The sequence below is a fragment of the Stenotrophomonas nematodicola genome (genome assembly GCF_009467805.1).
GTDB lineage: Bacteria > Pseudomonadota > Gammaproteobacteria > Xanthomonadales > Xanthomonadaceae > Stenotrophomonas > Stenotrophomonas nematodicola.
In genome coordinates this window covers 26,578-46,179 of sequence record NZ_WIAY01000003.1, presented here as the reverse complement: position 1 = coordinate 46,179, position 19,602 = coordinate 26,578, and the positions used below count along the sequence as shown (strand labels likewise).

Annotated in this window: 21 protein-coding genes; 8 read left to right on the top strand and 13 right to left on the bottom strand. The window is 68.5% G+C overall.

Annotated elements, in window-relative coordinates; translation table 11 throughout:
- Positions 1–29: 29 nt before the first annotated feature.
- The 4 genes from rnk to ahpC form a co-directional block, all read right to left on the bottom strand.
- Entirely contained in the window at positions 30–434 is a 405-nt protein-coding gene (rnk, locus tag GDJ08_RS11085) for a nucleoside diphosphate kinase regulator (protein ID WP_017356606.1), read from the bottom strand.
- Positions 435–573: 139 nt separating this feature from the next.
- Complete coding sequence (gene oxyR, locus GDJ08_RS11080) at positions 574–1,530, bottom strand: DNA-binding transcriptional regulator OxyR (RefSeq protein ID WP_017356607.1); 957 nt, start codon at positions 1,528–1,530, stop codon at positions 574–576.
- Positions 1,531–1,619: 89 nt separating this feature from the next.
- The gene (gene ahpF / locus GDJ08_RS11075) at positions 1,620–3,212 is read right to left on the bottom strand and encodes an alkyl hydroperoxide reductase subunit F (RefSeq protein WP_017356608.1); all 1,593 of its coding nucleotides are present in this window, start codon (positions 3,210–3,212) and stop codon (positions 1,620–1,622) included.
- 154 nt (positions 3,213–3,366) lie between these two features.
- Positions 3,367–3,930, bottom strand: coding sequence for an alkyl hydroperoxide reductase subunit C (gene ahpC / locus GDJ08_RS11070; RefSeq protein ID WP_017356609.1), 564 nt, complete (start codon positions 3,928–3,930; stop codon positions 3,367–3,369).
- Between the two features lie 352 nt (positions 3,931–4,282).
- Between ahpC and prmC the strand changes: the two genes are divergently transcribed.
- The 3 genes from prmC to pip are packed head-to-tail and all read left to right on the top strand — an operon-like array spanning position 4,283 to position 6,517.
- Positions 4,283–5,137, top strand: coding sequence for a peptide chain release factor N(5)-glutamine methyltransferase (gene prmC / locus GDJ08_RS11065; protein ID WP_017356610.1), 855 nt, complete (start codon positions 4,283–4,285; stop codon positions 5,135–5,137).
- A 55-nt stretch (positions 5,138–5,192) separates the two neighbouring features.
- Positions 5,193–5,531, top strand: a complete 339-nt coding sequence (locus GDJ08_RS11060; RefSeq protein ID WP_136003738.1) for a DUF5713 family protein — start codon at positions 5,193–5,195, stop codon at positions 5,529–5,531.
- Positions 5,532–5,572: 41 nt separating this feature from the next.
- A complete protein-coding gene (gene pip, locus GDJ08_RS11055) occupies positions 5,573–6,517 on the top strand; it encodes a prolyl aminopeptidase (protein ID WP_017356612.1) in 945 nt (314 codons plus the stop codon).
- A 57-nt stretch (positions 6,518–6,574) separates the two neighbouring features.
- Here the strand turns inward: pip and GDJ08_RS11050 are convergent, their stop codons facing one another.
- Entirely contained in the window at positions 6,575–7,459 is an 885-nt protein-coding gene (locus GDJ08_RS11050; RefSeq protein ID WP_017356613.1) for a LysR family transcriptional regulator, read from the bottom strand.
- A 107-nt stretch (positions 7,460–7,566) separates the two neighbouring features.
- Between GDJ08_RS11050 and GDJ08_RS11045 the strand changes: the two genes are divergently transcribed.
- Positions 7,567–8,985 (top strand): MFS transporter, encoded by a 1,419-nt coding sequence (locus GDJ08_RS11045; RefSeq protein WP_017356614.1) that lies wholly within the window; start codon positions 7,567–7,569, stop codon positions 8,983–8,985.
- A 143-nt stretch (positions 8,986–9,128) separates the two neighbouring features.
- On the opposite strand, the gene GDJ08_RS11040 is transcribed toward GDJ08_RS11045, so the two are convergent.
- The 4 genes from GDJ08_RS11040 to GDJ08_RS11025 are packed head-to-tail and all read right to left on the bottom strand — an operon-like array spanning position 9,129 to position 11,991.
- Positions 9,129–9,923 (bottom strand): N-formylglutamate amidohydrolase, encoded by a 795-nt coding sequence (locus tag GDJ08_RS11040; RefSeq protein WP_136003740.1) that lies wholly within the window; start codon positions 9,921–9,923, stop codon positions 9,129–9,131.
- A complete protein-coding gene (locus tag GDJ08_RS11035; protein WP_136003742.1) occupies positions 9,916–10,467 on the bottom strand; it encodes an NUDIX hydrolase in 552 nt (183 codons plus the stop codon). The genes GDJ08_RS11040 and GDJ08_RS11035 overlap by 8 nt, the downstream gene beginning before the upstream one ends.
- Positions 10,464–11,414 carry a 5'-3' exonuclease gene (locus tag GDJ08_RS11030; protein WP_136003744.1) on the bottom strand — a complete coding sequence of 317 codons (951 nt, stop codon included), beginning with the start codon at positions 11,412–11,414 and terminating at the stop codon, positions 10,464–10,466. The genes GDJ08_RS11035 and GDJ08_RS11030 overlap by 4 nt, the downstream gene beginning before the upstream one ends.
- Before the next feature lies 1 nt (position 11,415).
- Complete coding sequence (locus tag GDJ08_RS11025) at positions 11,416–11,991, bottom strand: nitroreductase family protein (RefSeq protein WP_017356618.1); 576 nt, start codon at positions 11,989–11,991, stop codon at positions 11,416–11,418.
- Between the two features lie 331 nt (positions 11,992–12,322).
- Between GDJ08_RS11025 and GDJ08_RS11020 the strand changes: the two genes are divergently transcribed.
- Together GDJ08_RS11020 and GDJ08_RS11015 are read left to right on the top strand one after the other, a co-directional pair.
- Positions 12,323–14,638: a DUF1631 domain-containing protein gene (locus tag GDJ08_RS11020; RefSeq protein ID WP_153164880.1), complete on the top strand. Its 2,316-nt coding sequence runs from the start codon at positions 12,323–12,325 to the stop codon at positions 14,636–14,638.
- Positions 14,639–14,703: 65 nt separating this feature from the next.
- Positions 14,704–15,798 carry an NAD(P) transhydrogenase subunit alpha gene (locus GDJ08_RS11015; protein WP_017356620.1) on the top strand — a complete coding sequence of 365 codons (1,095 nt, stop codon included), beginning with the start codon at positions 14,704–14,706 and terminating at the stop codon, positions 15,796–15,798.
- 22 nt (positions 15,799–15,820) lie between these two features.
- Here GDJ08_RS11015 and GDJ08_RS11010 read toward each other — a convergent pair whose 3' ends face one another.
- Genes GDJ08_RS11010 through GDJ08_RS11000 form a run of 3 tightly spaced genes read right to left on the bottom strand, consistent with a single transcriptional unit; the run spans position 15,821 to position 17,143 of the window.
- A complete protein-coding gene (locus GDJ08_RS11010) occupies positions 15,821–16,252 on the bottom strand; it encodes a DUF3106 domain-containing protein (protein ID WP_136003746.1) in 432 nt (143 codons plus the stop codon).
- A 4-nt stretch (positions 16,253–16,256) separates the two neighbouring features.
- A complete protein-coding gene (locus GDJ08_RS11005; protein ID WP_136003748.1) occupies positions 16,257–16,583 on the bottom strand; it encodes a hypothetical protein in 327 nt (108 codons plus the stop codon).
- A complete protein-coding gene (locus GDJ08_RS11000; RefSeq protein WP_153165005.1) occupies positions 16,580–17,143 on the bottom strand; it encodes an RNA polymerase sigma factor in 564 nt (187 codons plus the stop codon). Before GDJ08_RS11000 ends, GDJ08_RS11005 begins: the two co-directional genes overlap by 4 nt.
- Before the next feature lie 129 nt (positions 17,144–17,272).
- On the opposite strand from GDJ08_RS11000, the gene GDJ08_RS10995 reads away from it, so the two are divergent.
- Positions 17,273–17,581: an NAD(P) transhydrogenase subunit alpha part 2 gene (locus tag GDJ08_RS10995; protein ID WP_136003750.1), complete on the top strand. Its 309-nt coding sequence runs from the start codon at positions 17,273–17,275 to the stop codon at positions 17,579–17,581.
- Positions 17,578–19,032, top strand: coding sequence for an NAD(P)(+) transhydrogenase (Re/Si-specific) subunit beta (locus GDJ08_RS10990; RefSeq protein ID WP_136003752.1), 1,455 nt, complete (start codon positions 17,578–17,580; stop codon positions 19,030–19,032). The genes GDJ08_RS10995 and GDJ08_RS10990 overlap by 4 nt, the downstream gene beginning before the upstream one ends.
- Before the next feature lie 42 nt (positions 19,033–19,074).
- On the opposite strand, the gene GDJ08_RS10985 is transcribed toward GDJ08_RS10990, so the two are convergent.
- The gene (locus GDJ08_RS10985) at positions 19,075–19,494 is read right to left on the bottom strand and encodes a hypothetical protein (RefSeq protein ID WP_017357589.1); all 420 of its coding nucleotides are present in this window, start codon (positions 19,492–19,494) and stop codon (positions 19,075–19,077) included.
- Positions 19,495–19,602: the final 108 nt, after the last annotated feature.

Sequence of the window (19,602 nt, the reverse complement as noted above, 5' to 3'; positions counted from 1 at the left end):
GGAAGAACCGGCGCGCAACGCAGCGCGGTTCAGGAATTCGGGTTGTGGACGGCGGTGACGCGCAGGCGCAGCTTGCGGCCGCCCGGGGCATCCCAGTCCATGCTCTGGCCGACCGACAGGCCCAGCAGGGCGGTGCCCACCGGCGCAAGGATCGAGACCTTGCCCTGTTCCACGTCGGCTTCGCGGGGGTAGACCAGCGTCAGGACGTGCTTTTCGTTCTGCAGCTCATCTTCGCACTCCACGCGCGAATGCATCATGACGGTGCCTGCGGGCATCGCGTCCGCTGCCACCACCGTGGCACGGTTGAGCTCCTGGGCAAGCGCGAGCGCGGCCGGCGTCTGGCCGACGGCGGGGGAGTCAAGCATGGCTTCCAGGCGATCCATATCGTGGCTGGAAACAATGATCGACGGCGGCAGTCCGCTGGATGTGGACATGGTGAAGCTCCTTGCGTATTTGTGAATGGCCCATGCAAAAGGCGGCGCCTGCTGGCGCCGCCTGGTTCTATTGTGCTGACAATCGCAGGCGGATGCGACCCGTGCCGATCCACCTGCCCGTCGGGTGGTTCAGCCAGCCTCAGGCCGGCCGCTGCGGGACGACGGCCGGCAGCACGCCGCTGTCGCCGGCCTGCAGCGTGAACAGCTCCTGCGGCAACCGCTTGAACTGCTGGGCGAGCTGATCCAGGAAGCCGCTCATGGCCGAGCTGCGGCGCCAGGCCATCGCGATGCGACGGCTGGGGCGGTCGTCGCCGTTGAAATCCAGCAGGCGGATGTTCTCCGACCGCGGTACCGGCGGCTTGACCGACAGCGTCGGCATCAGAGTGATGCCCACATCGGCGGCCACCATCTGGCGCAGGGTCTCCAGGCTGGTGGCACGGAACTCGGATTTTTCGTTGGCACCGAACAGGCGGCACACCGCCAGCGCCTGGTCGCGCAGGCAGTGGCCGTCTTCGAGCAGCAGCAGCTTCTGCGCCGACAGCTCCTGCACATCCAGGTGGTGGCGCCGTGCCAGCGGATGCTTGCCCGATACCGCCAGCAGGAACGGTTCCTCGAACAGGAACTCGGCGTGCAGCTGGTCATCGTCCAGCGGCAGCGCCAGCAGGGCCGCATCCAGCTTGCCTTCGCGCAGGCGGGTCAGCAGCTCGTCGCTTTTCTCTTCCACCAGGAGCAGTTCCAGGTGCGGGAAGCGCTCGCGGATGTTGGGGATGACGTGCGGCAACAGGTACGGGCCAAGGGTCGGGAAGATGCCCAGACGAACGGTGCCCGCTTCAGGGTCGCGGCTGCGTCGTGCAGCCTCTTTCATCTGCTCTACTTCGGCAACGATCGTGCGTGCACGCGCTGCCGCTTCCACGCCGGCCGGGGTCAGCATGACCTTTCGCGGCGCACGCTCGACCAGTGGCAACCCCAGCTCGTCCTCCAGCTTGCGGATCTGGGTGGAAAGCGTGGGTTGGCTGACGAAACAGGCGGCAGCGGCGCGGCCGAAGTGGCGATGGTCGGCCAGGGCCACAAGATACTTCAGATCACGTAGGTTCATCCTTAGACCTCTAGGGGTATGGACCGGGTGATGGCGTGGTTTACCCAGCGGGCAGAAGACGCTCCCGATGCAGCCGGGAGCGACGCAAATCAGGCAGCTTCGGCGACAGCGCCGCTGCTCTTGGGAACGGAGGTGCGGATCAGGTGATCGAAGGCGCTCAGTGCGGCGGTCGAGCCGGCCCCCATCGCGATGACGATCTGCTTGTACGGAACGGTGGTGCAATCTCCTGCTGCGAATACGCCCGGAACGCTGGTCTGGCCACGGTCGTCGATGAGGATTTCGCCGCGCGGAGAGAGCGCCACGGTGTCCTTCAGCCACTCGGTGTTGGGAAGCAGGCCGATCTGCACGAAAATACCTTCCAGTTCGATCCGATGCGCATCGCCGCCGATACGATCCTGATATACCAGACCACTCACCTTCTGCCCATCGCCCAGGACTTCCTGGGTCAGGGCGCTGGTGATGATGGTGACGTTGCCCAGGCTGCGCAGCTTCCGCTGCAGGACCTCATCGGCGCGCAGTTTGTCATCAAATTCCAGAAGGGTCACATGCGACACGATGCCGGCCAGGTCGATGGCCGCCTCGACGCCGGAGTTGCCGCCGCCGATCACCGCCACGCGCTTGCCCTTGAACAGCGGACCGTCGCAGTGCGGGCAATACGCCACGCCCTTGTTGCGGTACTGCTCCTCGCCCGGCACGTTCATCTGGCGCCACCGTGCGCCGGTGGACAGGATCACCGAGCGCGACTTCAGCGACGCGCCGTTCTCCAGCTGGACCTCGACCAGGCCGTCATCACCGGCCGGCACCAGTGCGGTGGCGCGCTGCAGGTTCATGATGTCCACCTCGTACTCGCGCACATGCTGTTCCAGGGCGGCGGCGAGCTTGGGGCCTTCGGTTTCCTTGACCGAGATGAAGTTCTCAATGGCCATCGTATCCAGCACCTGGCCACCGAAACGCTCGGCGGCCACGCCGGTCCGGATGCCCTTGCGCGCGGCGTAGATCGCCGCTGCGGCACCGGCCGGGCCACCGCCGACGACCAGCACGTCGAACGGCGCCTTGGCGGCAATCTTCTCGGCGTCGCGTTTGCCCGAGCCGGTGTCCAGCTTGGCCACGATCTGTTCCAGGCTCATGCGGCCCTGGTCGAACACGTCACCATTGAGATACACGGTGGGCACGGACATGATCTGACGCGCCTCGACCTCGGCCGGGAACAGCGCGCCGTCGATCGCCACATGCTGGATGCGCGGATTGAGCACCGCCGCCAGGTTCAGCGCCTGCACCACGTCCGGGCAGTTCTGGCAGGACAACGAGAAATAGGTTTCAAAGCGGTAGTCGCCGTCCAGGTTGCGCACCTGTTCGATCAGCTCGGCAGTGGCCTTGGACGGGTGTCCGCCCACCTGCAGCAGGGCCAGCACCAGCGAGGTGAACTCGTGCCCCATCGGCAGCCCGGCGAAGGCCAGGTGGATGTCCTGGCCTGGGGTGGTCAGCGCGAAGGAGGGGGTGCGCTCGCTGCCATCGCGGCGCACGTCCAGCTGGATCTGCGCCGACAGGGTGGTCAGGGTGTTGAGCAGCTCCAGCATCTCCTGCGACTTGGCGCCATCGTCCACGTGGGCCGTGATCTGGATCGGACGGGTGACGCGTTCCAGGTAGGTCTTGAGCTGGGACTGGAGGTTGGCATCCAACATCGAAAAAACTCCTTGATTCAGGCAAGGGGACAGCGTCGACGAACCCCGAAGGTGCATCTGCGCAGCAGGGGGGTGAACCGAAGCGGGCGCGTGGCGGCACCGGCTTGGGTTCACCCCCACTCCCGTCGAAGCGGGAATGGGGATGAGGCGTTGCTTAGATCTTGCCGACCAGATCCAGCGACGGGGTCAGGGTCTTCTCGCCTTCCTTCCACTTGGCCGGGCACACCTGGTTCGGGTTGGCGGCGGTGAACTGGGCAGCCTTGAGCTTGCGCAGCGTTTCGGAGACGTCACGGGCGATCTCGTTGGAGTGGATCTCCAGGGTCTTGATCACGCCTTCCGGGTTGATGATGAAGGTGCCGCGCAGGGCCAGGCCTTCTTCCGGGATGTGCACGCCGAAGGCGTTGGTCAGGGCGTGGGTCGGGTCACCCACCAGCGGGAACTGGGCCTTGCCGACGGCCGGCGAGGTTTCGTGCCACACCTTGTGCGAGAAATGGGTGTCGGTGGTGACGATGTACACCTCGGCACCGGCCTTCTGGAACTCGGCGTAATGGTCGGCGGCGTCTTCGATTTCGGTCGGGCAGTTGAAGGTGAACGCGGCCGGCATGAAGATCAGCACGGACCACTGGCCCTTCAGGGTGCTGTCGGAGACCTTGATGAACTCGCCGTTCTGGTAGGCGTTGGCTTCGAACGGCTGGATCTGGGTGTTGATGAGCGACATCGTTGTTCCTCTTGGTGAAGGGGTGGGTGAAGCGACCAACACAGGTTAGCGGCTCCGTTCCCATAAGGACAATCCATTGATTGCATCTATACGATAGACATAGTCTATCAAAATGAGCTGATCCAGAGATGAACCCTTGGGTCGATATCGCCCGAATGCATTGCAGCGCAATGACATCGCCGCCGCCGCGGCTGATCGGTGCCATAGCCCGCGTGTATCCGCCCAAGGTGAAACCTGAACGAACCGCTCGGTCAGCCCGCCTGTGGCGCACGGGGAGGCGGCGTCGCCACCGGCTGCAGGCGCGCGGTGACGGTGCACTACACTGCGCGCCCGTTCCTGCACGATCCCCGCCATGACTGCCGCCCCGCGCGACGTTCGACAGCTGCTGGCCGAAGCCGCCGCCACCCTGCCCGGCGTGGAGGGGCGGCACGAGGCCGAACTGCTGCTGCTGCATGTGCTCGGGCGGGAGCGCGGCTGGCTGTTCGCGCATGCCACCGATCTGCTCGACGCCGACGCCGTAGCGACCTTCCAGGCCCTGCTGGCCCGCCGCCAGGCCGGCGAGCCGGTTGCCTACCTGCTTGGCCGACGCGGTTTCTGGACGCTGGATCTGGCGGTCAGCCCGGCCACGCTGATTCCGCGCCCGGAAACCGAGCTGCTGGTCGAGCTGGCGTTGGATCGGCTGCCGCGGGAGACCGCCCTGGAGGTGGCCGACCTCGGTACCGGCAGCGGCGCGATCGCCCTGGCGCTGGCCAGCGAACGGCCGCACGCCCGCATCACCGCCACCGACGCCAGCGCCGAGGCCCTTCAGATGGCGCGCCGCAACGCGGCAGCGAACGGCGTGCACAACGTGGTGTTCGTCGCAGGGTCCTGGTATGCACCGTTGGCCGGTCAGCGCTTTGCGCTGATCGCCAGCAACCCGCCGTACATCGCCAGCGGCGACCCGCACCTGCTGCAGGGCGATCTGCGCCATGAACCGGCCAGCGCGCTGGCATCCGGGGCCGATGGTCTGGACGACATCCGCGTGATCGTCGCCGGCGCCGGCGCGCACCTGCTGCCCGGCGGCTGGCTGCTCATCGAACATGGCTGGGATCAGGGCGACGCGATCCGCGCGCTGTTCGAACAGGCTGGCTTCGATCACGTGTCCACCGTCCGCGATCTCGAACAGCGCGAGCGCGTGACCTGCGGCTGTCTGCCCGGCGGGGTTTGAACCCGGCGGCAACAATGCCGTGGGTAGAATGGCGTTCCACCCGAAAGGACGCGCCATGCTGCTTCGCAATGCCAAGGTTATGGCCCACCCGTTCCTGCACGACATGCGCCAGGACAGCTATTTTCCCGCGCCCCTGGTTGAACAGGGCCGGCAGATCCTGCTGCGCCTGTGCGAGCGCATCGAGCGCGAGCCGCCCGCCGATGCGGCGGCGCTGTGCGCGCTGACCCACGCCGCCACGCTTGAATTCAACGTGCTCGGCGAAGCATTCGAGGCGCAGGGCAGCGAACTGGAATCCGTGGCACGCGACAACATCGGCAGCGATGTCGATTTCATCGCGCGCAGCTACGGGTTCGATGTGGATGTCGAAGACCTGATCAGCCCGCGCGAGTGGTGAACCCGCCCGTGCGTGCCTGTCCCCAACAACGGAGTTCCGTCATGCGTACGCTGTACCCCGCCATTACCCCCTACGACGTCGGCAGCCTGAAGGTCGATGATCGCCACACGCTGTACTTCGAGCAGTGCGGCAACCCCGACGGCAAGCCGGTGGTGATGCTGCATGGTGGCCCGGGCGGTGGCTGCAGCGAGAAAATGCGCCAGTTCCACGACCCGGCCAAGTACCGCATCATCCTGTTCGACCAGCGCGGTGCCGGCCGTTCCACGCCGCACGCCGACCTGGTGGACAACACCACCTGGGACCTGGTGGCCGATATCGAGACGTTGCGCGAGCACCTCAAGGTGGATCGCTGGCAGGTGTTCGGCGGCAGTTGGGGCTCCACCCTGGCATTGGCCTACGCCCAGACCCACCCCCAGCGCGTGACCGAACTGGTGCTGCGCGGCATCTTCATGCTGCGCCGCTGGGAGCTGGAGTGGTTCTACCAGGAAGGTGCCAACCGCCTGTTCCCGGACGCGTGGGAGCACTACCTCAAGCCGATTCCGGCCGTGGAGCGCCACGACCTGATCTCGGCCTTCCACCGCCGCCTGACCAGTGACGACGAAGCCACCCGCCTGGCCGCCGCCAAGGCGTGGAGCGTGTGGGAAGGGGCAACCAGCTTCCTGCACGTGGACGACGACTTCGTGAACAGCCATGAAGACCCGCAGTTCGCGCTGGCGTTCGCCCGCATCGAGAACCATTACTTCGTCAACGGCGGCTTCTTCGAGGTGGAAGAGCAACTGCTGCGCGACGCGCACCGCATCGCCGATATTCCCGGCGTGATCGTGCACGGGCGCTATGACGTCGTGTGCCCGTTGCAGAATGCCTGGGAGCTGCACAAGGCGTGGCCGGCATCGACGCTGGAAATCAGCCCGGCCTCGGGCCACTCGGCGTTCGAAGCGGAGAATGTGGACGCGCTGGTGCGCGCCACCGACCGTTTCGCCGGCTGATCGGCCGGTCCCACCGGTGGGGCATGCGCCTCATCGGTGGGGCGGCACGCGCTGCTGCTACCAGTGGCCGGCCAGCAGCGCCTCGGCCAGCACCTTCAGCTTCGGTGAGGCCTGCCGCGACGGCGGGTACACCAGTGACAACGCGCGGCTGCGGCCCTCGAAAGGCTGCAGCACGCGCTGCAGGCGGCCGTCAGCCAGGGCATCGGCCACCGCGAAGTCCATCACCTGCACGATCCCGACGCCGGCCAGTGCGCCTTCGACCAGCGGATCACCACTGTCGAACACCATCCGCGCCGGTGGGGTGACGTCACGCAGCCCGTCGCCGTCGCGGAACTGCCAGTCCACCAGCCGCCCGCTGCGCAGGTTGCGCACCGCCAGGCAGGCATGCCCGTGCAGATCGTCCACCGTGGCCGGCGCACCGCACCGGGCCAGGTAAGCCGGCGAGGCCACCGTCACCCAGTGCAACGGCCGCAACGGCCGCGCCACCATGCGCACGTCGCTGATCGGGCCGGTGCGCAGGGCGGCATCGAAGCCTTCCTCGACCAGGTCGACCAGGCGGTCGTTGAGCACCAGGTCGAACTGCAGGTGCGGATGCGCACCCATCAACTGGCCGGCCAGCGGCACCAGCACTTTGCGACCGAACATCGAGGGGGCGGTGACTTTGAGTACGCCCGACGGCGTGCACGGGCGGTCGCCGAGGCGCCGCTCGGCATCCTCCAGGCCACTCAGCAGGGGCGCGCAGTGCGCCACGAACTGCTGCCCGTCGGGGGTCAGGCTGACGTTGCGTGTGTTGCGGTGGAGCAGGCGCACACCGAGCGTGCCTTCCAGCCGACTGATCGCGCGCGACAGCCCCGATTGGCTGACCCCGAGCTGGCCGGCAGCGAGGGTGAAACTGCGCGCCTCGGCGACCTGTACCAGCATGCGCACCGCATTGAGATCCATGTCCGCCCTCGATTGATGCGAAAATGCATGACAGAAATCGAAGTATCCGGGTTTATTTGTCTTGCGTCATCAATGAGACTGCCCGCCTTTCCCCCGTACCGACTGGCATGACCGACGCTCCCCGTTCCTTCCCGCCGCGCCTGGCGCTGACCCTGCTGGCAATGGCCCAGCTGATCATCGCGCTCGACGCGACCATCATCTTTGTGGCCCTGCACGAGATGGGGGTGCAGCTGCGGATCAATGCGCAGCAGCTGCAATGGATCGTGAGCGGTTACACCGTGGCCTTCGGCGGCTGCCTGCTGCTCGGCGGCCGCGCGGCCGATCTGCTCGGGCGCCGCCGGGTCTATCGGCTCGGCATGGCGCTGTTCGCGCTGGCCTCGCTGGTCGGTGGTTTCAGCACCAGTGCGTGGCTGCTGATCGCGGCCCGGGCGGTGCAGGGCATCGGCGCGGCGTTGCTGTTCCCGGCCACGTTGTCGCTGATCAACACGCTGTACGCCGAGGGTGCGCCACGCAACCGTGCGCTGGCGATCTGGTCGATGGCCAGCGCCGGTGGCCTGGCGTTGGGCACGCTGCTCGGCGGAGTGCTCACCCAGAGCTTCGGCTGGGCCTCGGTGCTGCTGGTGATCGTGCCGTTCGCCAGCGCCTGTGCGCTGCTGGGCGGGTGGTGGCTGCCGCGCGACTCCGCGCCGCAGGCCGGGCGCTCGTTCGACCTGGCCGGCTGCCTCACCGTCACCCTGGGCGGCAGCCTGCTGGTGACCACCCTGGTGCAGGGGCCGGAGTGGGGCTGGCTGGCGCCGCGCACGCTGGGCTGCCTGGCGCTGTCGGTGGTGCTGCTGGTCGCCTTCGTGCAGATCGAGCAGCGCAGCCGCGATCCGTTGATGCAGTTCGCCCTGCTGCGTCTGCGCAGCCTGCGGGCCGCGATGCTGCTGACGTTCGTGTTCATGAGCAGCTTCGGCGTGCAGTACTACTTCCTGGCGCTGTACTACCAGGATGGCTATGGCTGGAGCGCGCTGCAGGCGGGGCTGGCATTCCTGCCGCCGACGCTGGTGTGCACCGTCGGCATCCGCATCACTGAACGCATGCTCGCCCGTCGCTCGCCCCGCCAGGTGCTGGCACGGGGCATGGCGGCCGGCGCGATCGGTATCGCGGCCGTGGCGGTCGCGCTGCCCTATGGGGCGACATACTGGCCGCTGCTGCCGGGCATCGTGGTGTTGAGCCTCGGGCAGGGCATGACCTGGACGGCGATGTGGATTGTGGCCGGGCAGGGCGTGCCGGCTGCGCAGCAGGGCGTGGCCTCCGGCATGGCGGCCACTGCCCAGCAGATCGGTGGCGCGCTGGGCCTGGCGCTGCTGGTGATGCTGGCCAATGCCGGACGCAGCGCATCGGCGGCGGGCACCGGCCCGGACGCACTGCAGGGGCTGGTGAACGCGCAATACGGCGCGGCCGCCTTTGCGCTGCTGGGCGTCGCGGTGGCGCTGTGGCTGCGGCCGCAGGAAGACCCGGCCGATCAACGCGCTACCGCGTAGCCGCAGCTTCCGGGTAGCGCCGACCGTTGGTCGGCTGGCGCGCGAAGCGCGGGGTTGCCGACGCCGGAACGGAGAGCAGCCGGGCAGAGCCCGGCTCTACGGGCGCAATGCGGGGTGCTGTCGGAGCGGAGCAGCGCCGGGTGTCAGCGGAAGGCGGGTTCGAGCTGGTTGAAGACGCGTGCCAGACGTTGCGCCCAGGCGAGCTGCCCGGCGCTGTCGGCAATCAGGTCCTGGCGGATTTCCAGTTCCACGTGCGCCAGACCACGCGCTTCGGCATGCACCGGGATCGCATAGTCGGTGGCGTCGCTGACCGCATAGGGCTGGTTGTCACCCACCACCAGATCCCCCTCGGCCTGCAGCGCGTGCAGCAGTGCATGCGCGAAGCGCGCATCGCGCTGGTACAGCACGCCGGCGTGCCAGGGCCGCGCCACGCCCTGCATTGCCGGAGTGAAGCTGTGCATGGCAATCAGAATCGTCCGGGTGCCGGCGACAGAGCGCGCATCCAGCTCGGCGCTGATGCGCTGGTGATAGGGGTCGAAAATCTCGCGTACCCGAGCCTCCTGCGCGGCGGCGTCCAGGCGCTGGTTGCCGGGCACCACGGTGTGGTCGCTGACCGGCGCGAACCGGCCCGGCGCGCCGGGCGGGCGGTTGCAGTCGATCACCAGCCGCGAGTACGTCTGCTCGATGGCCCAGGCACCCAGCAGGCCCGCCAGGGCACGGGTGACCCCGGCGATGCCGATGTCCCAGCCGATGTGCCGGTCCAGCTCGGCCTGCGGCAGCCCCAGATCGGCCAGCGCCGCGGGCACCTGCTGGCCGGCATGGTCGGCAATCAACACGAACGGCGAGCGGCCCCGGGCCGGGTGCACCGTGAACGGCGCGGGATCCGACGGTCCCAGCAGCGTGGCGGCGTGCAGCGGCGGGACAAACGCATCAGCCACGCGGGGTACCGTCCAGGTGGTGCTCGATCATCCACAGCCCGGCCCACAGCTTGGCGTCCAATGCGTAGCCCTGGCCCATTTTCTCGACCAGCCACGCCGCCGCGCGGGCGCGCGGGACTTCGTGCACGGTGATGTCCTCGCTGTCATCGCCACCACCGGCACCGACCCGACGCAGGCCGGTGGCGCGCACGAACGCGATCTGCTCGCTGCTCGCACCCGACGAGGTCGGGCCGATCATCAGCACCTCGGCATGTGCGGCGGTCCAGCCGGTTTCTTCTTCCAGCTCGCGCACCGCCGAGACTTCGATCGACTCGCCGGCGTCGATGTCGCCGACCAGGCCGGCCGGCATCTCGATGGTGTTGGCCTGCAGCGGCACCCGGAACTGTTCGACGAACAGCACGTTGTCCTCGGGCGTGACGGCGATGATGATCGCGGCCAGGCCGCCGGCGTGGGTGCGCTCGCTGTATTCCCACGTACCGCGCACGACCATGCGCTGGTACTTGCCTTCGTAGACGACCTTGGGGGCTTGCGTGTTGGGGCTCATGCGATCTCGCTGGCTACGGAAGGGGAATCGGACAGGCCGGCGGCGGCGAACAGGCGGCGACGGGTCAGTGGCCCGAACCGCAGCGCATCGCACAGGCCCTGCAGCATCTGCGCATCGGCGCTGACCCGGCTGAAGTCGGCAGGGCCGCCGTCCAGCGGCGCATCCAGCGCGATGGTGGTCAACTGCCGCCACAACAAGGCGTGCTCACGCTGCTCGCGCAGGCGCACCGCCATCTGCGCGGCGCCACGCAGGCGCAGGAACGGCACTTCGTCGATGCGTTCGTACAACGTGTCCAGGCTGCCGAAGTGGGCCAGCAGCACCGCCGCGGACTTGGCGCCCACGCCGGTCACGCCGGGGATGTTGTCGACCGCGTCGCCGCACAACGCCAGGTAATCGGCGATCTGGTGGGCATGGACGCCGTGGCGGGCCTTGACCCCGGCCATGCCCCAACGCTGGTTGCGTGCGTAGTCCCACTGTTCGTCGTGCTCGAACAGCAGCTGCGACAGGTCCTTGTCGGCGGAGACGATCACCCCGCGCATGCCCGCCTCGCGGCGCGCGTGCAGGGCGCTGCCGATCAGGTCGTCGGCTTCGTACTCATGGTGGGCCAGTACCGCCAGCCCAAGCGCCACGCACAGCGCTTTGCAGTGCGCGAACTGGCGGCGCAGCGCATCCGGTGCCGGGTCGCGGTTGGCCTTGTAGGCGGCATACAGGCGGTGCCGGAAACAGCTGTCCAGCGCCTCGTCGAAGGCAATGGCGATATGCCGCGGGCGTTCGCGTTCAAGCAGGTCGAGCAGGAAGCGGGCAAAACCGTGCACGGCATTGGTCGGCCAGCCCTGCTGGTCCTGGAATTCGTCGGGCATCGAGTGCCAGGCGCGGAACACATAGAGACTGGCATCCACCAGATACAGCGGCGGGCGCGGTGCCACCACGGGGGACGGAACGCTCATCTCAGCCATTCCAGTCCTGCAGCAGGGCGGCCGGGTCCGGACGGTCGCGCTCGGGCACCTCGGTCTTCGGCGTGCCGATATGGATGAAACCGGCGATGCCCTCGTTGTCGGCCAGCCCCAGGTGGGCATGGACGGCCGGGTCGAAGGCCATCCAGGCCGTCAGCCACTGGGCGCCGAAGCCGAACGCCTGCGCGGCCTGCAGCAGGGCAAAGCAGACGCAGCCGGCGGTCATCAGCTGTTCCTGCGCGGGCACCTTGGGGCTGGGCGTGTGACGGGTGACCACCACAATGACCAGCGGGGCGTGCGAGAACCGCTGACGGTCCTTCTCCAGCTGGGCCTGGGCCACGTTGGGGTCGCGCTCGCGGCTGCGTTCGGCCAGGAAGGTGCCCAGAGTGTGACGTGCATCGCCAGTGATCCGCAGGAAGCGGAACGGCACCAGCTTGCCGTGATCGGGCACCCGCACCGCCGAGGCGAGCATCCGCGCCAGCGTCTGCGGGTCCGGCCCGGGCTCGCCCAGGTGTCGGGCGGGGACGGAACGGCGCATGTCCAGCGCCTGCAGCGCAGCGGGAAGCAGCATGGGATCTCGATCGGCTTTCACGGGCCTCTCAGTATAGTCGCGGCAGTTTGTGACACGGCTTTGGGCGTTCTCGGTGCAATTTGCGACAAAACGTGATGAACATCACCTAATTAACGGAAGTCGTTCACGTGGCTGTACTCGCTTCCCGCGACCGCTCCCCGTACGATACAAGGCCTGCCGGCGCCCCGGTCATGAGGTATGAAGTGAGGACTGCTTCACTGTCCGCTACCGGCCGGCCGGCCTACGATCCGTATGCGGGTGCATGGGGTGTACCTGCGTCGGCTGTATTCACGCTGCTTAGAGTGCCTGCGAGGGTGGGGAGCCTTTTCGCATGATCGCCACGCCCACTGCTACGGGCCATCCGGGTCGCAACGCCGCGCTGCTGACGCTTGCGCGCGACGCGGCGCTGCCCGCGCTGGCCGAGTCGTTCGCGACCGTACTGGCGCGCTTTGACGATGTGCTGTTCGACCGTGCCGGCACCGCAGGCGCGTCGCAGCTGCTGTTCCTGGACGGCATGCGCGAACTGCGCCGCCGCCGCGACGACATCGTGGTCGGCTTCCGCACCCATCTGGCCCGCGCCTGGTCGGCGCTGGAGCAGGGCGAGCCCCTGTCGGCCGAGGCCACGCTGGCCGGTCAGATCGAGGACGGCCTGAGCCTGGTGCCCGAGCACGTGCTGGAATCGCGGCTGGCCGTGCGCAATTTCGCCACCGTGCTGCTGCGCGACTGGAAGCCGGTGCTGGCCCGTCTGGACCGCCGCCTGGGCATGATTGCCGGGGGCCTGGAGCTGAACGCGGACACCAACCCGATCAGCCCGGAACACATCGGTGTGGCCATCCACGAGGCCTTCGCCGGCTGTGAGCTGGCCCCGGAAGTGCGGCTGGTGCTGATCAAATTGTGCGAGCGCGACCTGCACGCCCCGATCGGCAAGCGCTACGAAAAAGTGGACGAACAACTGGCCGCTGCCGGCGTGATGCCGCAGATGGCCGCGCCGCGTCGCCCGGCCCCGCGCCCGCCGACGCCGCGCGACGAGCTGGACGAACTGGTCGACGCGCTGGACACGGCGCAGCACGGCAATGACGACGCGACCGCGCCGGCCTGGGCCAGGCGGTTTGCCGACCGCTGGGCCGAAAGCCGTGGCCGCATGCAGTCCTCGCACGGCGCCAGCAGCCATGCCGGCGGTGCGGACGGCGCCGAGGGTCTGAGCGGCAACCAGGGCATGTTGCTGGAAGCGCTGCATGAACTGCTGCAGCAGACCCGCCATGTGCGCGAAGACGCCACCTCCGCCGCGAGTGTGGCGGTGGGCCAGCAGCGTCCGCTCAGCCAACGCGAAATGATGTCGGTGCTGTCGCTGCTCCAGGCCACGCCCAGCGCCACCCTGCGCGCGGCGATCGGCGAGGACGGCGAATCGCTGGCCCAGCGCCTGAAGAGCGAAGTGCTGTCCGGTGCCACGCGCCTCGGTGTCGACCCGGGCCAAGCCCGGCTGGACCCGCAGGACGAGGACGCGATCGACCTGGTCGGCATGCTGTTTGATGTGATGCTGGACGAGCGCGACCTGGAAGGTCGCTCGCGCGAGCTGATCGGTCGGCTGGTGGTGCCGTTCGTGAAGGTCGCCATGCTCGACCGCCGCATGTTCGTGCAGAAGACCCACCCGGCGCGCAAGCTGCTCAACTCGCTGGCCGAAGCGTGCGAAGGCAATACCGGCGAAAGCCAGGCCGAGCGCGTGCTGATGGGCAAGGTCGAGGAGATCATCGAGCGGCTGGTGGCCGAGTTCAACGAGAACCTCGCCATCTTCCTTACGCTGGAAGAAGAATTCCGCGATTTCCTGGCCCAGCATCGGCGCCGGATCGAAATCGCCGAGCGGCGTGCGGCCGAGACCCAGCGCGGTCAGGAAAAGCTGGAAATGGCGCGCACCCGGGCGGCCGCCGAACTGGACCGTCGCATTGCCGATGCCACCCTGCCGCAGGCCATCGGCGAGTTCCTGCGCCAGCCGTGGCAGCACCACCTCACCTTGAGTGTGCTGCGCGAAGGCGAAGACGGCGCGTCGGTGGGTGAGGCGCTGGCCCTGGCCGACGGGCTGCTGGAAGAGGTGGCCGAAGCGCGCCGCAAGATCGTCGGCAAGCCCTGGCTGCAGGCCTGGCACCCGGCGCTGCGCAAGGTGTTTGCCAGTGTGGGCGTGCACGCCGATGCCGCCACCAGCGCCATCGACGCGTTGCATGACACGTTGCAGGGCATCGCCGAATCGCGCCCGGAACTGGAGCGCGCGCTGCCGGAACTGCCGCAGGTGGTGCTGCCGGCACCGCCCGCGCAGGAAGCCCCGGCCGTGGAGCTGGGCAGCAAGGTGGATGTCAGCGACTTCGACAACGCCGATGCCGACCGCTTCCGCGGCATGGAGATCGGCAGTTGGCTGGACTTCGTCGACAAGGACGGCAAGGTGCAGGCCGGCAAGCTGTCCTGGGTCAGCCCGATCTCCTCGCGTCTGCTGTTCGTCAACCGCCGCGGCGTGCGCTTCTGCGTGGCCTCGCCGGAAGAACTGGCGGTGATGGTGCGGCTGGGCCGCCTGCGCGCGCATATCGACGATGGCGCCTTCGACAGCGCCATGCAGGGCGTGATCGACCGCCTGGACACCAAGAGCGCCACCGTCCACTAGGCCGACCCGGCGCCCACCGATCAGGTTACGATCACGGCACTATCCGCTGAACGACGGGGACAGGCATGGCTGTCGAGGTGTTGGTGGTCAAGGAAGGCGCGCCGGGGGAACGGCGCGTGGCAATGACGCCGGAGACGGCGCGCAAGCTGGCTGCGCTCGGCGCGACCGTTCGTTTTGAGGCCGGTGCCGGACAGGCGGCCGGTTTCCCGGATGCGGCGTATCTGGACGCCGGCGCGCAGGTGGCCGACGCCGGCGGCCTGTCCACGGCCGATATCGTGCTGTGCGTGCAGCCGCCATCCCCGGCCCAGTGGGCCCAGCTCAAGACCGGCGCCACCCTGGTGGGCATGCTTTACCCGCAGGCTGACGCAGGCCGTGCGGCGACCATCCAATCGCGCGCGCTGCATGCCTTTCCGTTGGAGCGTCTGCCGCGCACCACGCGCGCGCAGTCGATGGACGTGCTCAGTTCCCAGGCCGGCATGGCGGGCTACAAGGCCATGTTGATCGCGGCCCAGCGCGCGCCGCGCTTCTTCCCGATGCTGACCACGGCCGCCGGCACCATCCGCCCCTCGCGGGTGCTGGTGGTGGGCGCCGGTGTGGCCGGACTGCAGGCGATCGCCACCGCGCGCCGGCTCGGCGCGCAGGTCGAAGGGTTCGATGTGCGCCCGGAAACCCGCGAGCAGATCGAATCGCTGGGCGGCAAATTCCTTGACCTGGGAGTCAGCGCCGCCGGTGAAGGCGGCTATGCCCGCGCGCTGACCGAGGACGAGCGGGCCGAACAGCAGCGCCGGCTCGGCGACCATCTGCGCCTGGTGGACGTCGTGGTGTGCACGGCGGCCGTGCCGGGTCGCCCTGCACCGCGGATCCTCAGCACCGCGATGGTGCGCGGCATGAAGCCGGGCAGCGTGGTGGTGGACCTGGCCGCCGAGACCGGCGGCAACTGCGAAGCGACCGTGCCGGGGCAGACCATCGACCTGGACGGCATCACCGTCGACGGTCCGCTCAACCTGGCCAGCCAGGGTGCCGTGCACGCCAGCGAGATGTACGCGCGCAACCTGTACAACTTCGTCGCGCTGTTCCTCAAGGACGGTGCGATCGCCTTCGACTGGACCGACGAACTGCAGGCCAGAACCCGCTGGCAGGGCGCGGACGCCGCCGGCTGAGCATGGCCCGGCGGCGCGGCGCTCAGGGCTTTCTGGGCGCGGCGGGCGGCTCGACGATGGGGTTGGCCTTGAGCCAGTCCTGGCGCTGGTCAGGGGTCATGCGCGCCCAGCGGGCGCGCAGTTCGTCGCGCTGGGCCGGGTTCATCGTGCGCATCTGCGCAAACAGCGCGCGGGCCTGCTCGCGCTGCTCGGGCGACATGTTTTCGAAGCGGTGTCGGCCACGGCGCGCCAGATCGCGTTGTTCCGGGGTCATCTCCTGCCAGCGCTGCCCATGCTGGAGCATCCGCTCGCGTTGTGGCGGCGGCGCATCGTTCCACCGGTCACGCACCGGCGCGATCAACGCCTCGCGCTGCTGCGGGGTCAGTTGGTCCCAGTTCGGTAACGGGGACGTCTGTGCCCAGCCGGTCGCCGTCAGCGTCAGCAGTGCCAGTCCCAGCATCAGTCGCGGTTTCATCGATTCACTCCATTGCCAGATCGGTGCCGGCCAGCCACACGTACAGATCGGGATTCTCGTCGAGTACGTCGATGCCGTCATCCAGTGTCGCGGTGACCGGCAGCGCGGCCGGACGCGGCGGGCTGACCGTGAAACTGTAGCCCAGTCCCAGTGCGGCGACCGCCGAGCAGGCCGTGGCCAGCCACCAGCCATGCGCGCGGGTGCGCTGCGGCGCGGCGTGGCGCGCGCCATGCAGCCGCGCCAGGGTGGCCGGGGAAAGCCGCGCAACCGCCTGCGCATGCAACTGCTGCAGGGCCGCGTCGGTGCTGGAAGGAAGAGGCGGGCGGCTCACAGTTCGATCTCCAGGTGCTGCTGCAGGGCTGCGCGTGCGCGCGAAAGATGGGTTTTGACCGCGCCTTCGCTGCAGCCCATCGCCCGGGCGGTGGTGGCGCCGTCGAGCTGCTGCAGCACGCGCAGGGTGAAGGCCTCGCGCTGGCGGGCCGGGAGCTGGCGCAGCGCGGCGACCAGACGCGTGTACTGATCGCGCTGCTCGTGCGCCTGGGCCGGGCCGGGCGCGCTGTCGGCCCAGTCGATGTTGTGATCCTCCGCAGGCGCATCGCTGCTGCGCCAGAAGCGCAGGCGGAACCCGCGGCGGCGCTGCAGGTCCACCACCCGGCGGCGCAGGATGCTCCAGAACAGCGGCGCCCACTCGGCGGCGGGTTTGTCACGGTAGGACAGCATCCGCAGCATGCTGTCCTGCACGGCATCGAGGGCGTCGTCGCGCTGGCGCAGGCCGGCTTCGGCGAAGCGGAACGCGCGCGGGCCGATACCGGCCAGAAACGCGTCCAGCGATACCGGCAGCGGCGCATCGGCCTCGGTGGGCAGCGTCGGTAGGGAGGGGCTCACCAGCACAGGGTAGCGCTCGCGCAGGGGGACAACGTGAGAACGCACCAGTGCGCCATCGGTTGACCGGCCTGCAGAACGGTTCAGCGCATGGTTATGATGGGCGGGACGGGATCACCGCCTGGGAGACAGACTGCAATGAGCGACGGGTTCGTGGCGTTGTACATCTTCATGCTGGCCGCCATCGCCGGCCATGTGATCATTTCACGGGTGCCGGTGATCCTGCATACCCCCCTGATGTCCGGGTCCAACTTCATCCACGGCATCGTGCTGATCGGTGCGATGGTGGTGCTGGGCCACGCGCAGACACCGCTGGAGAAGATCATCGGCTTCGTCGCGGTGGTGCTCGGCGCCGGCAATGCGGCCGGTGGCTATGTGGTCACCGAGCGGATGCTCGACATGTTCAAGCCCAGCGCCAAGCGCGACGCGGGGGAGAAGGCGCCTTGAACGTGAGCACCGCACACCTGCTGCAGTGGCTGGTCCAGGTCAGCTACCTGGTCGCCGCCACGCTGTTCCTGCTGGGCCTGCAGCGCATGGCCTCGCCCATGACCGCGCGCAGCGGCATCCGCTGGGCCGGGCTGGGCATGTTGATTGCCACGGTGGCAACCTTCTTCCTGCCCGAGCTGCACAACGTGCCGTTGATCCTGGCGGCGGTGGCGATCGGCACCGGCGTGGCCTGGTGGTCGGCCAAGCGCGTGGCGATCACCGACATGCCGCAGATGGTGGCCCTCTACAACGGCATGGGCGGTGGCTCGGCCGCGGCGATCGGTGCGGTGGAGCTGCTGCGCTTCTCCTTCCTGGCCAATCGCGATACCACGCACTGGAGCGAACAGGCCATTGCTGAACTGGCCGCGCGCCAGCCTTCGGCCACGGTGCTGGCGCTGGCGATCATCGGCTCGGCGATCGGTGCGGTGTCACTGTCCGGTTCGATCATCGCCTGGGCCAAGCTGGACGGACGGCTGGACCGACGCGTGACCTTCCCCGGGCAGCAGGCCTTCAACCTGGCGGTTGCCGTGGCGATGGTCGGGCTGGGCATCTGGGCCGGCGTCAGCCTGAGCCCGGTGGCGATCATCGCCTTCTTCGTGGTCGCGCTCGCCCTGGGCGTTCTGATGACCCTGCCGATCGGCGGCGCCGACATGCCCGTGGTGATCTCGCTCTACAACGCCTTTACCGGCCTGGCGGTGGCGTTCGAGGGCTATGTGCTGGGCAACGAGGCGCTGATCATCGCCGGCATGATGGTCGGCGCGGCCGGCATCCTGCTGACCCGCCTGATGGCCAAGGCGATGAACCGCCCGATCAGCGGCGTGCTGTTTTCCAACTTTGGCGGCGGCGGTACCGCGCAGGAGATCAGTGGCGCGCAGAAACCGATCGAGGCCAGCGACGTGGCGGCGATGCTCGCCTTCGCCGAACGCGTGGTGATCGTGCCGGGCTACGGCATGGCCGTGGCCCAGGCCCAGCACAAGGTGTGGGAACTGGCGCAGCGGTTGATCGAACGCGGCATCAAGGTGAAGTTCGCGATCCATCCCGTCGCCGGGCGCATGCCCGGGCACATGAATGTCCTGCTGGCCGAAGCCGGCGTGCCCTACGACCTGATCGCCGACATGGACGACATCAATCCCGAATTCCCCAACACCGATGTGGTGCTGGTGATCGGTGCCAATGACGTGGTCAACCCGGTCGCGCGCACCGACCCGGCGAGCCCGATCTACGGCATGCCGATCCTGGATGTGGTCAACGCGCGCAACGTGGTGGTGATCAAGCGTGGCAAGGGCACCGGCTTTGCCGGCATCGAGAACGCGCTCTTCTATGCCGACAACGCGCGCATGCTGTACGGCGATGGTGCCGGTGCCGCCAGTGCGCTGGTCAGCGAACTGAAGGCGCTCGACGGCGGCCATTGACCGCCACCGGGCCCGACCGGTGGTGCCGCCCAGCGGCCGGCATCACCGCGCCAGCCACCCGCCAACCACCAGCGCGACGGCCAGCCAGATCGCTTCGAGCGGCCCGTTGGCCAGCTGGATCAGCGTGCTGGCCATGAATGGGCCCATGCGCAACGCAGATTCCCACGGGTTGAGCCCCATCGAGCCGCCCAGGTAGGCCGAGGCGATGAACCAGTTGGCCGCCAGTGCCACCACTGCCGTGGCCAGCACGGTCACCACGACCCGGGTTGCCCCCGGGCGGAAGGTGCCCAGCCGCAGCATCAGCACCACGTCCAGGGCTCCCAGAACGGCCATCCAGCCGGCCTGCTGGCCGCTGAGGAGGGCGATGAACAACCAGGCCAGCGTGGCCGTGGCGATACCAAGCAGCAACAGCGGGGGCCAGAGCCAGTGACGGGGCCGGGCAGACACGGACGTGGGCGACATTCGATCTTCCTGTAAGTCCCCACAGGATACCGGCTTGCGTGGTGACCGGCGCGTGGCCGGCGGCTGGGCTAAAATGGCGGCCTTGCGGGAATTGGCCGCGACCCCATA

Excerpts from the sequence above, each read along its gene's own strand:
- oxyR (WP_017356607.1), bottom strand. The coding sequence starts at position 1,530 with ATGAACCTACGTGATCTGAAGTATCTTGTGGCCCTGGCCGACCATCGC.
- GDJ08_RS11010 (WP_136003746.1), bottom strand. The coding sequence starts at position 16,252 with ATGAAACCGCGACTGATGCTGGGACTGGCACTGCTGACGCTGACGGCG.
- ahpC (WP_017356609.1), bottom strand. The coding sequence starts at position 3,930 with ATGTCGCTCATCAACACCCAGATCCAGCCGTTCGAAGCCAACGCCTAC.
- GDJ08_RS11025 (WP_017356618.1), bottom strand. The coding sequence starts at position 11,991 with ATGCTGCTTCCCGCTGCGCTGCAGGCGCTGGACATGCGCCGTTCCGTC.
- GDJ08_RS11060 (WP_136003738.1), top strand. The coding sequence starts at position 5,193 with ATGCTGCTTCGCAATGCCAAGGTTATGGCCCACCCGTTCCTGCACGAC.
- prmC (WP_017356610.1), top strand. The coding sequence starts at position 4,283 with ATGACTGCCGCCCCGCGCGACGTTCGACAGCTGCTGGCCGAAGCCGCC.
- ahpF (WP_017356608.1), bottom strand. The coding sequence starts at position 3,212 with ATGTTGGATGCCAACCTCCAGTCCCAGCTCAAGACCTACCTGGAACGC.
- GDJ08_RS10995 (WP_136003750.1), top strand. The coding sequence starts at position 17,273 with ATGAGCGACGGGTTCGTGGCGTTGTACATCTTCATGCTGGCCGCCATC.
- GDJ08_RS11050 (WP_017356613.1), bottom strand. The coding sequence starts at position 7,459 with ATGGATCTCAATGCGGTGCGCATGCTGGTACAGGTCGCCGAGGCGCGC.
- GDJ08_RS11030 (WP_136003744.1), bottom strand. The coding sequence starts at position 11,414 with ATGAGCGTTCCGTCCCCCGTGGTGGCACCGCGCCCGCCGCTGTATCTG.
- GDJ08_RS11045 (WP_017356614.1), top strand. The coding sequence starts at position 7,567 with ATGACCGACGCTCCCCGTTCCTTCCCGCCGCGCCTGGCGCTGACCCTG.
- pip (WP_017356612.1), top strand. The coding sequence starts at position 5,573 with ATGCGTACGCTGTACCCCGCCATTACCCCCTACGACGTCGGCAGCCTG.
- GDJ08_RS11020 (WP_153164880.1), top strand. The coding sequence starts at position 12,323 with ATGATCGCCACGCCCACTGCTACGGGCCATCCGGGTCGCAACGCCGCG.
- GDJ08_RS10985 (WP_017357589.1), bottom strand. The coding sequence starts at position 19,494 with ATGTCGCCCACGTCCGTGTCTGCCCGGCCCCGTCACTGGCTCTGGCCC.
- GDJ08_RS11035 (WP_136003742.1), bottom strand. The coding sequence starts at position 10,467 with ATGAGCCCCAACACGCAAGCCCCCAAGGTCGTCTACGAAGGCAAGTAC.
- GDJ08_RS11015 (WP_017356620.1), top strand. The coding sequence starts at position 14,704 with ATGGCTGTCGAGGTGTTGGTGGTCAAGGAAGGCGCGCCGGGGGAACGG.
- rnk (WP_017356606.1), bottom strand. The coding sequence starts at position 434 with ATGTCCACATCCAGCGGACTGCCGCCGTCGATCATTGTTTCCAGCCAC.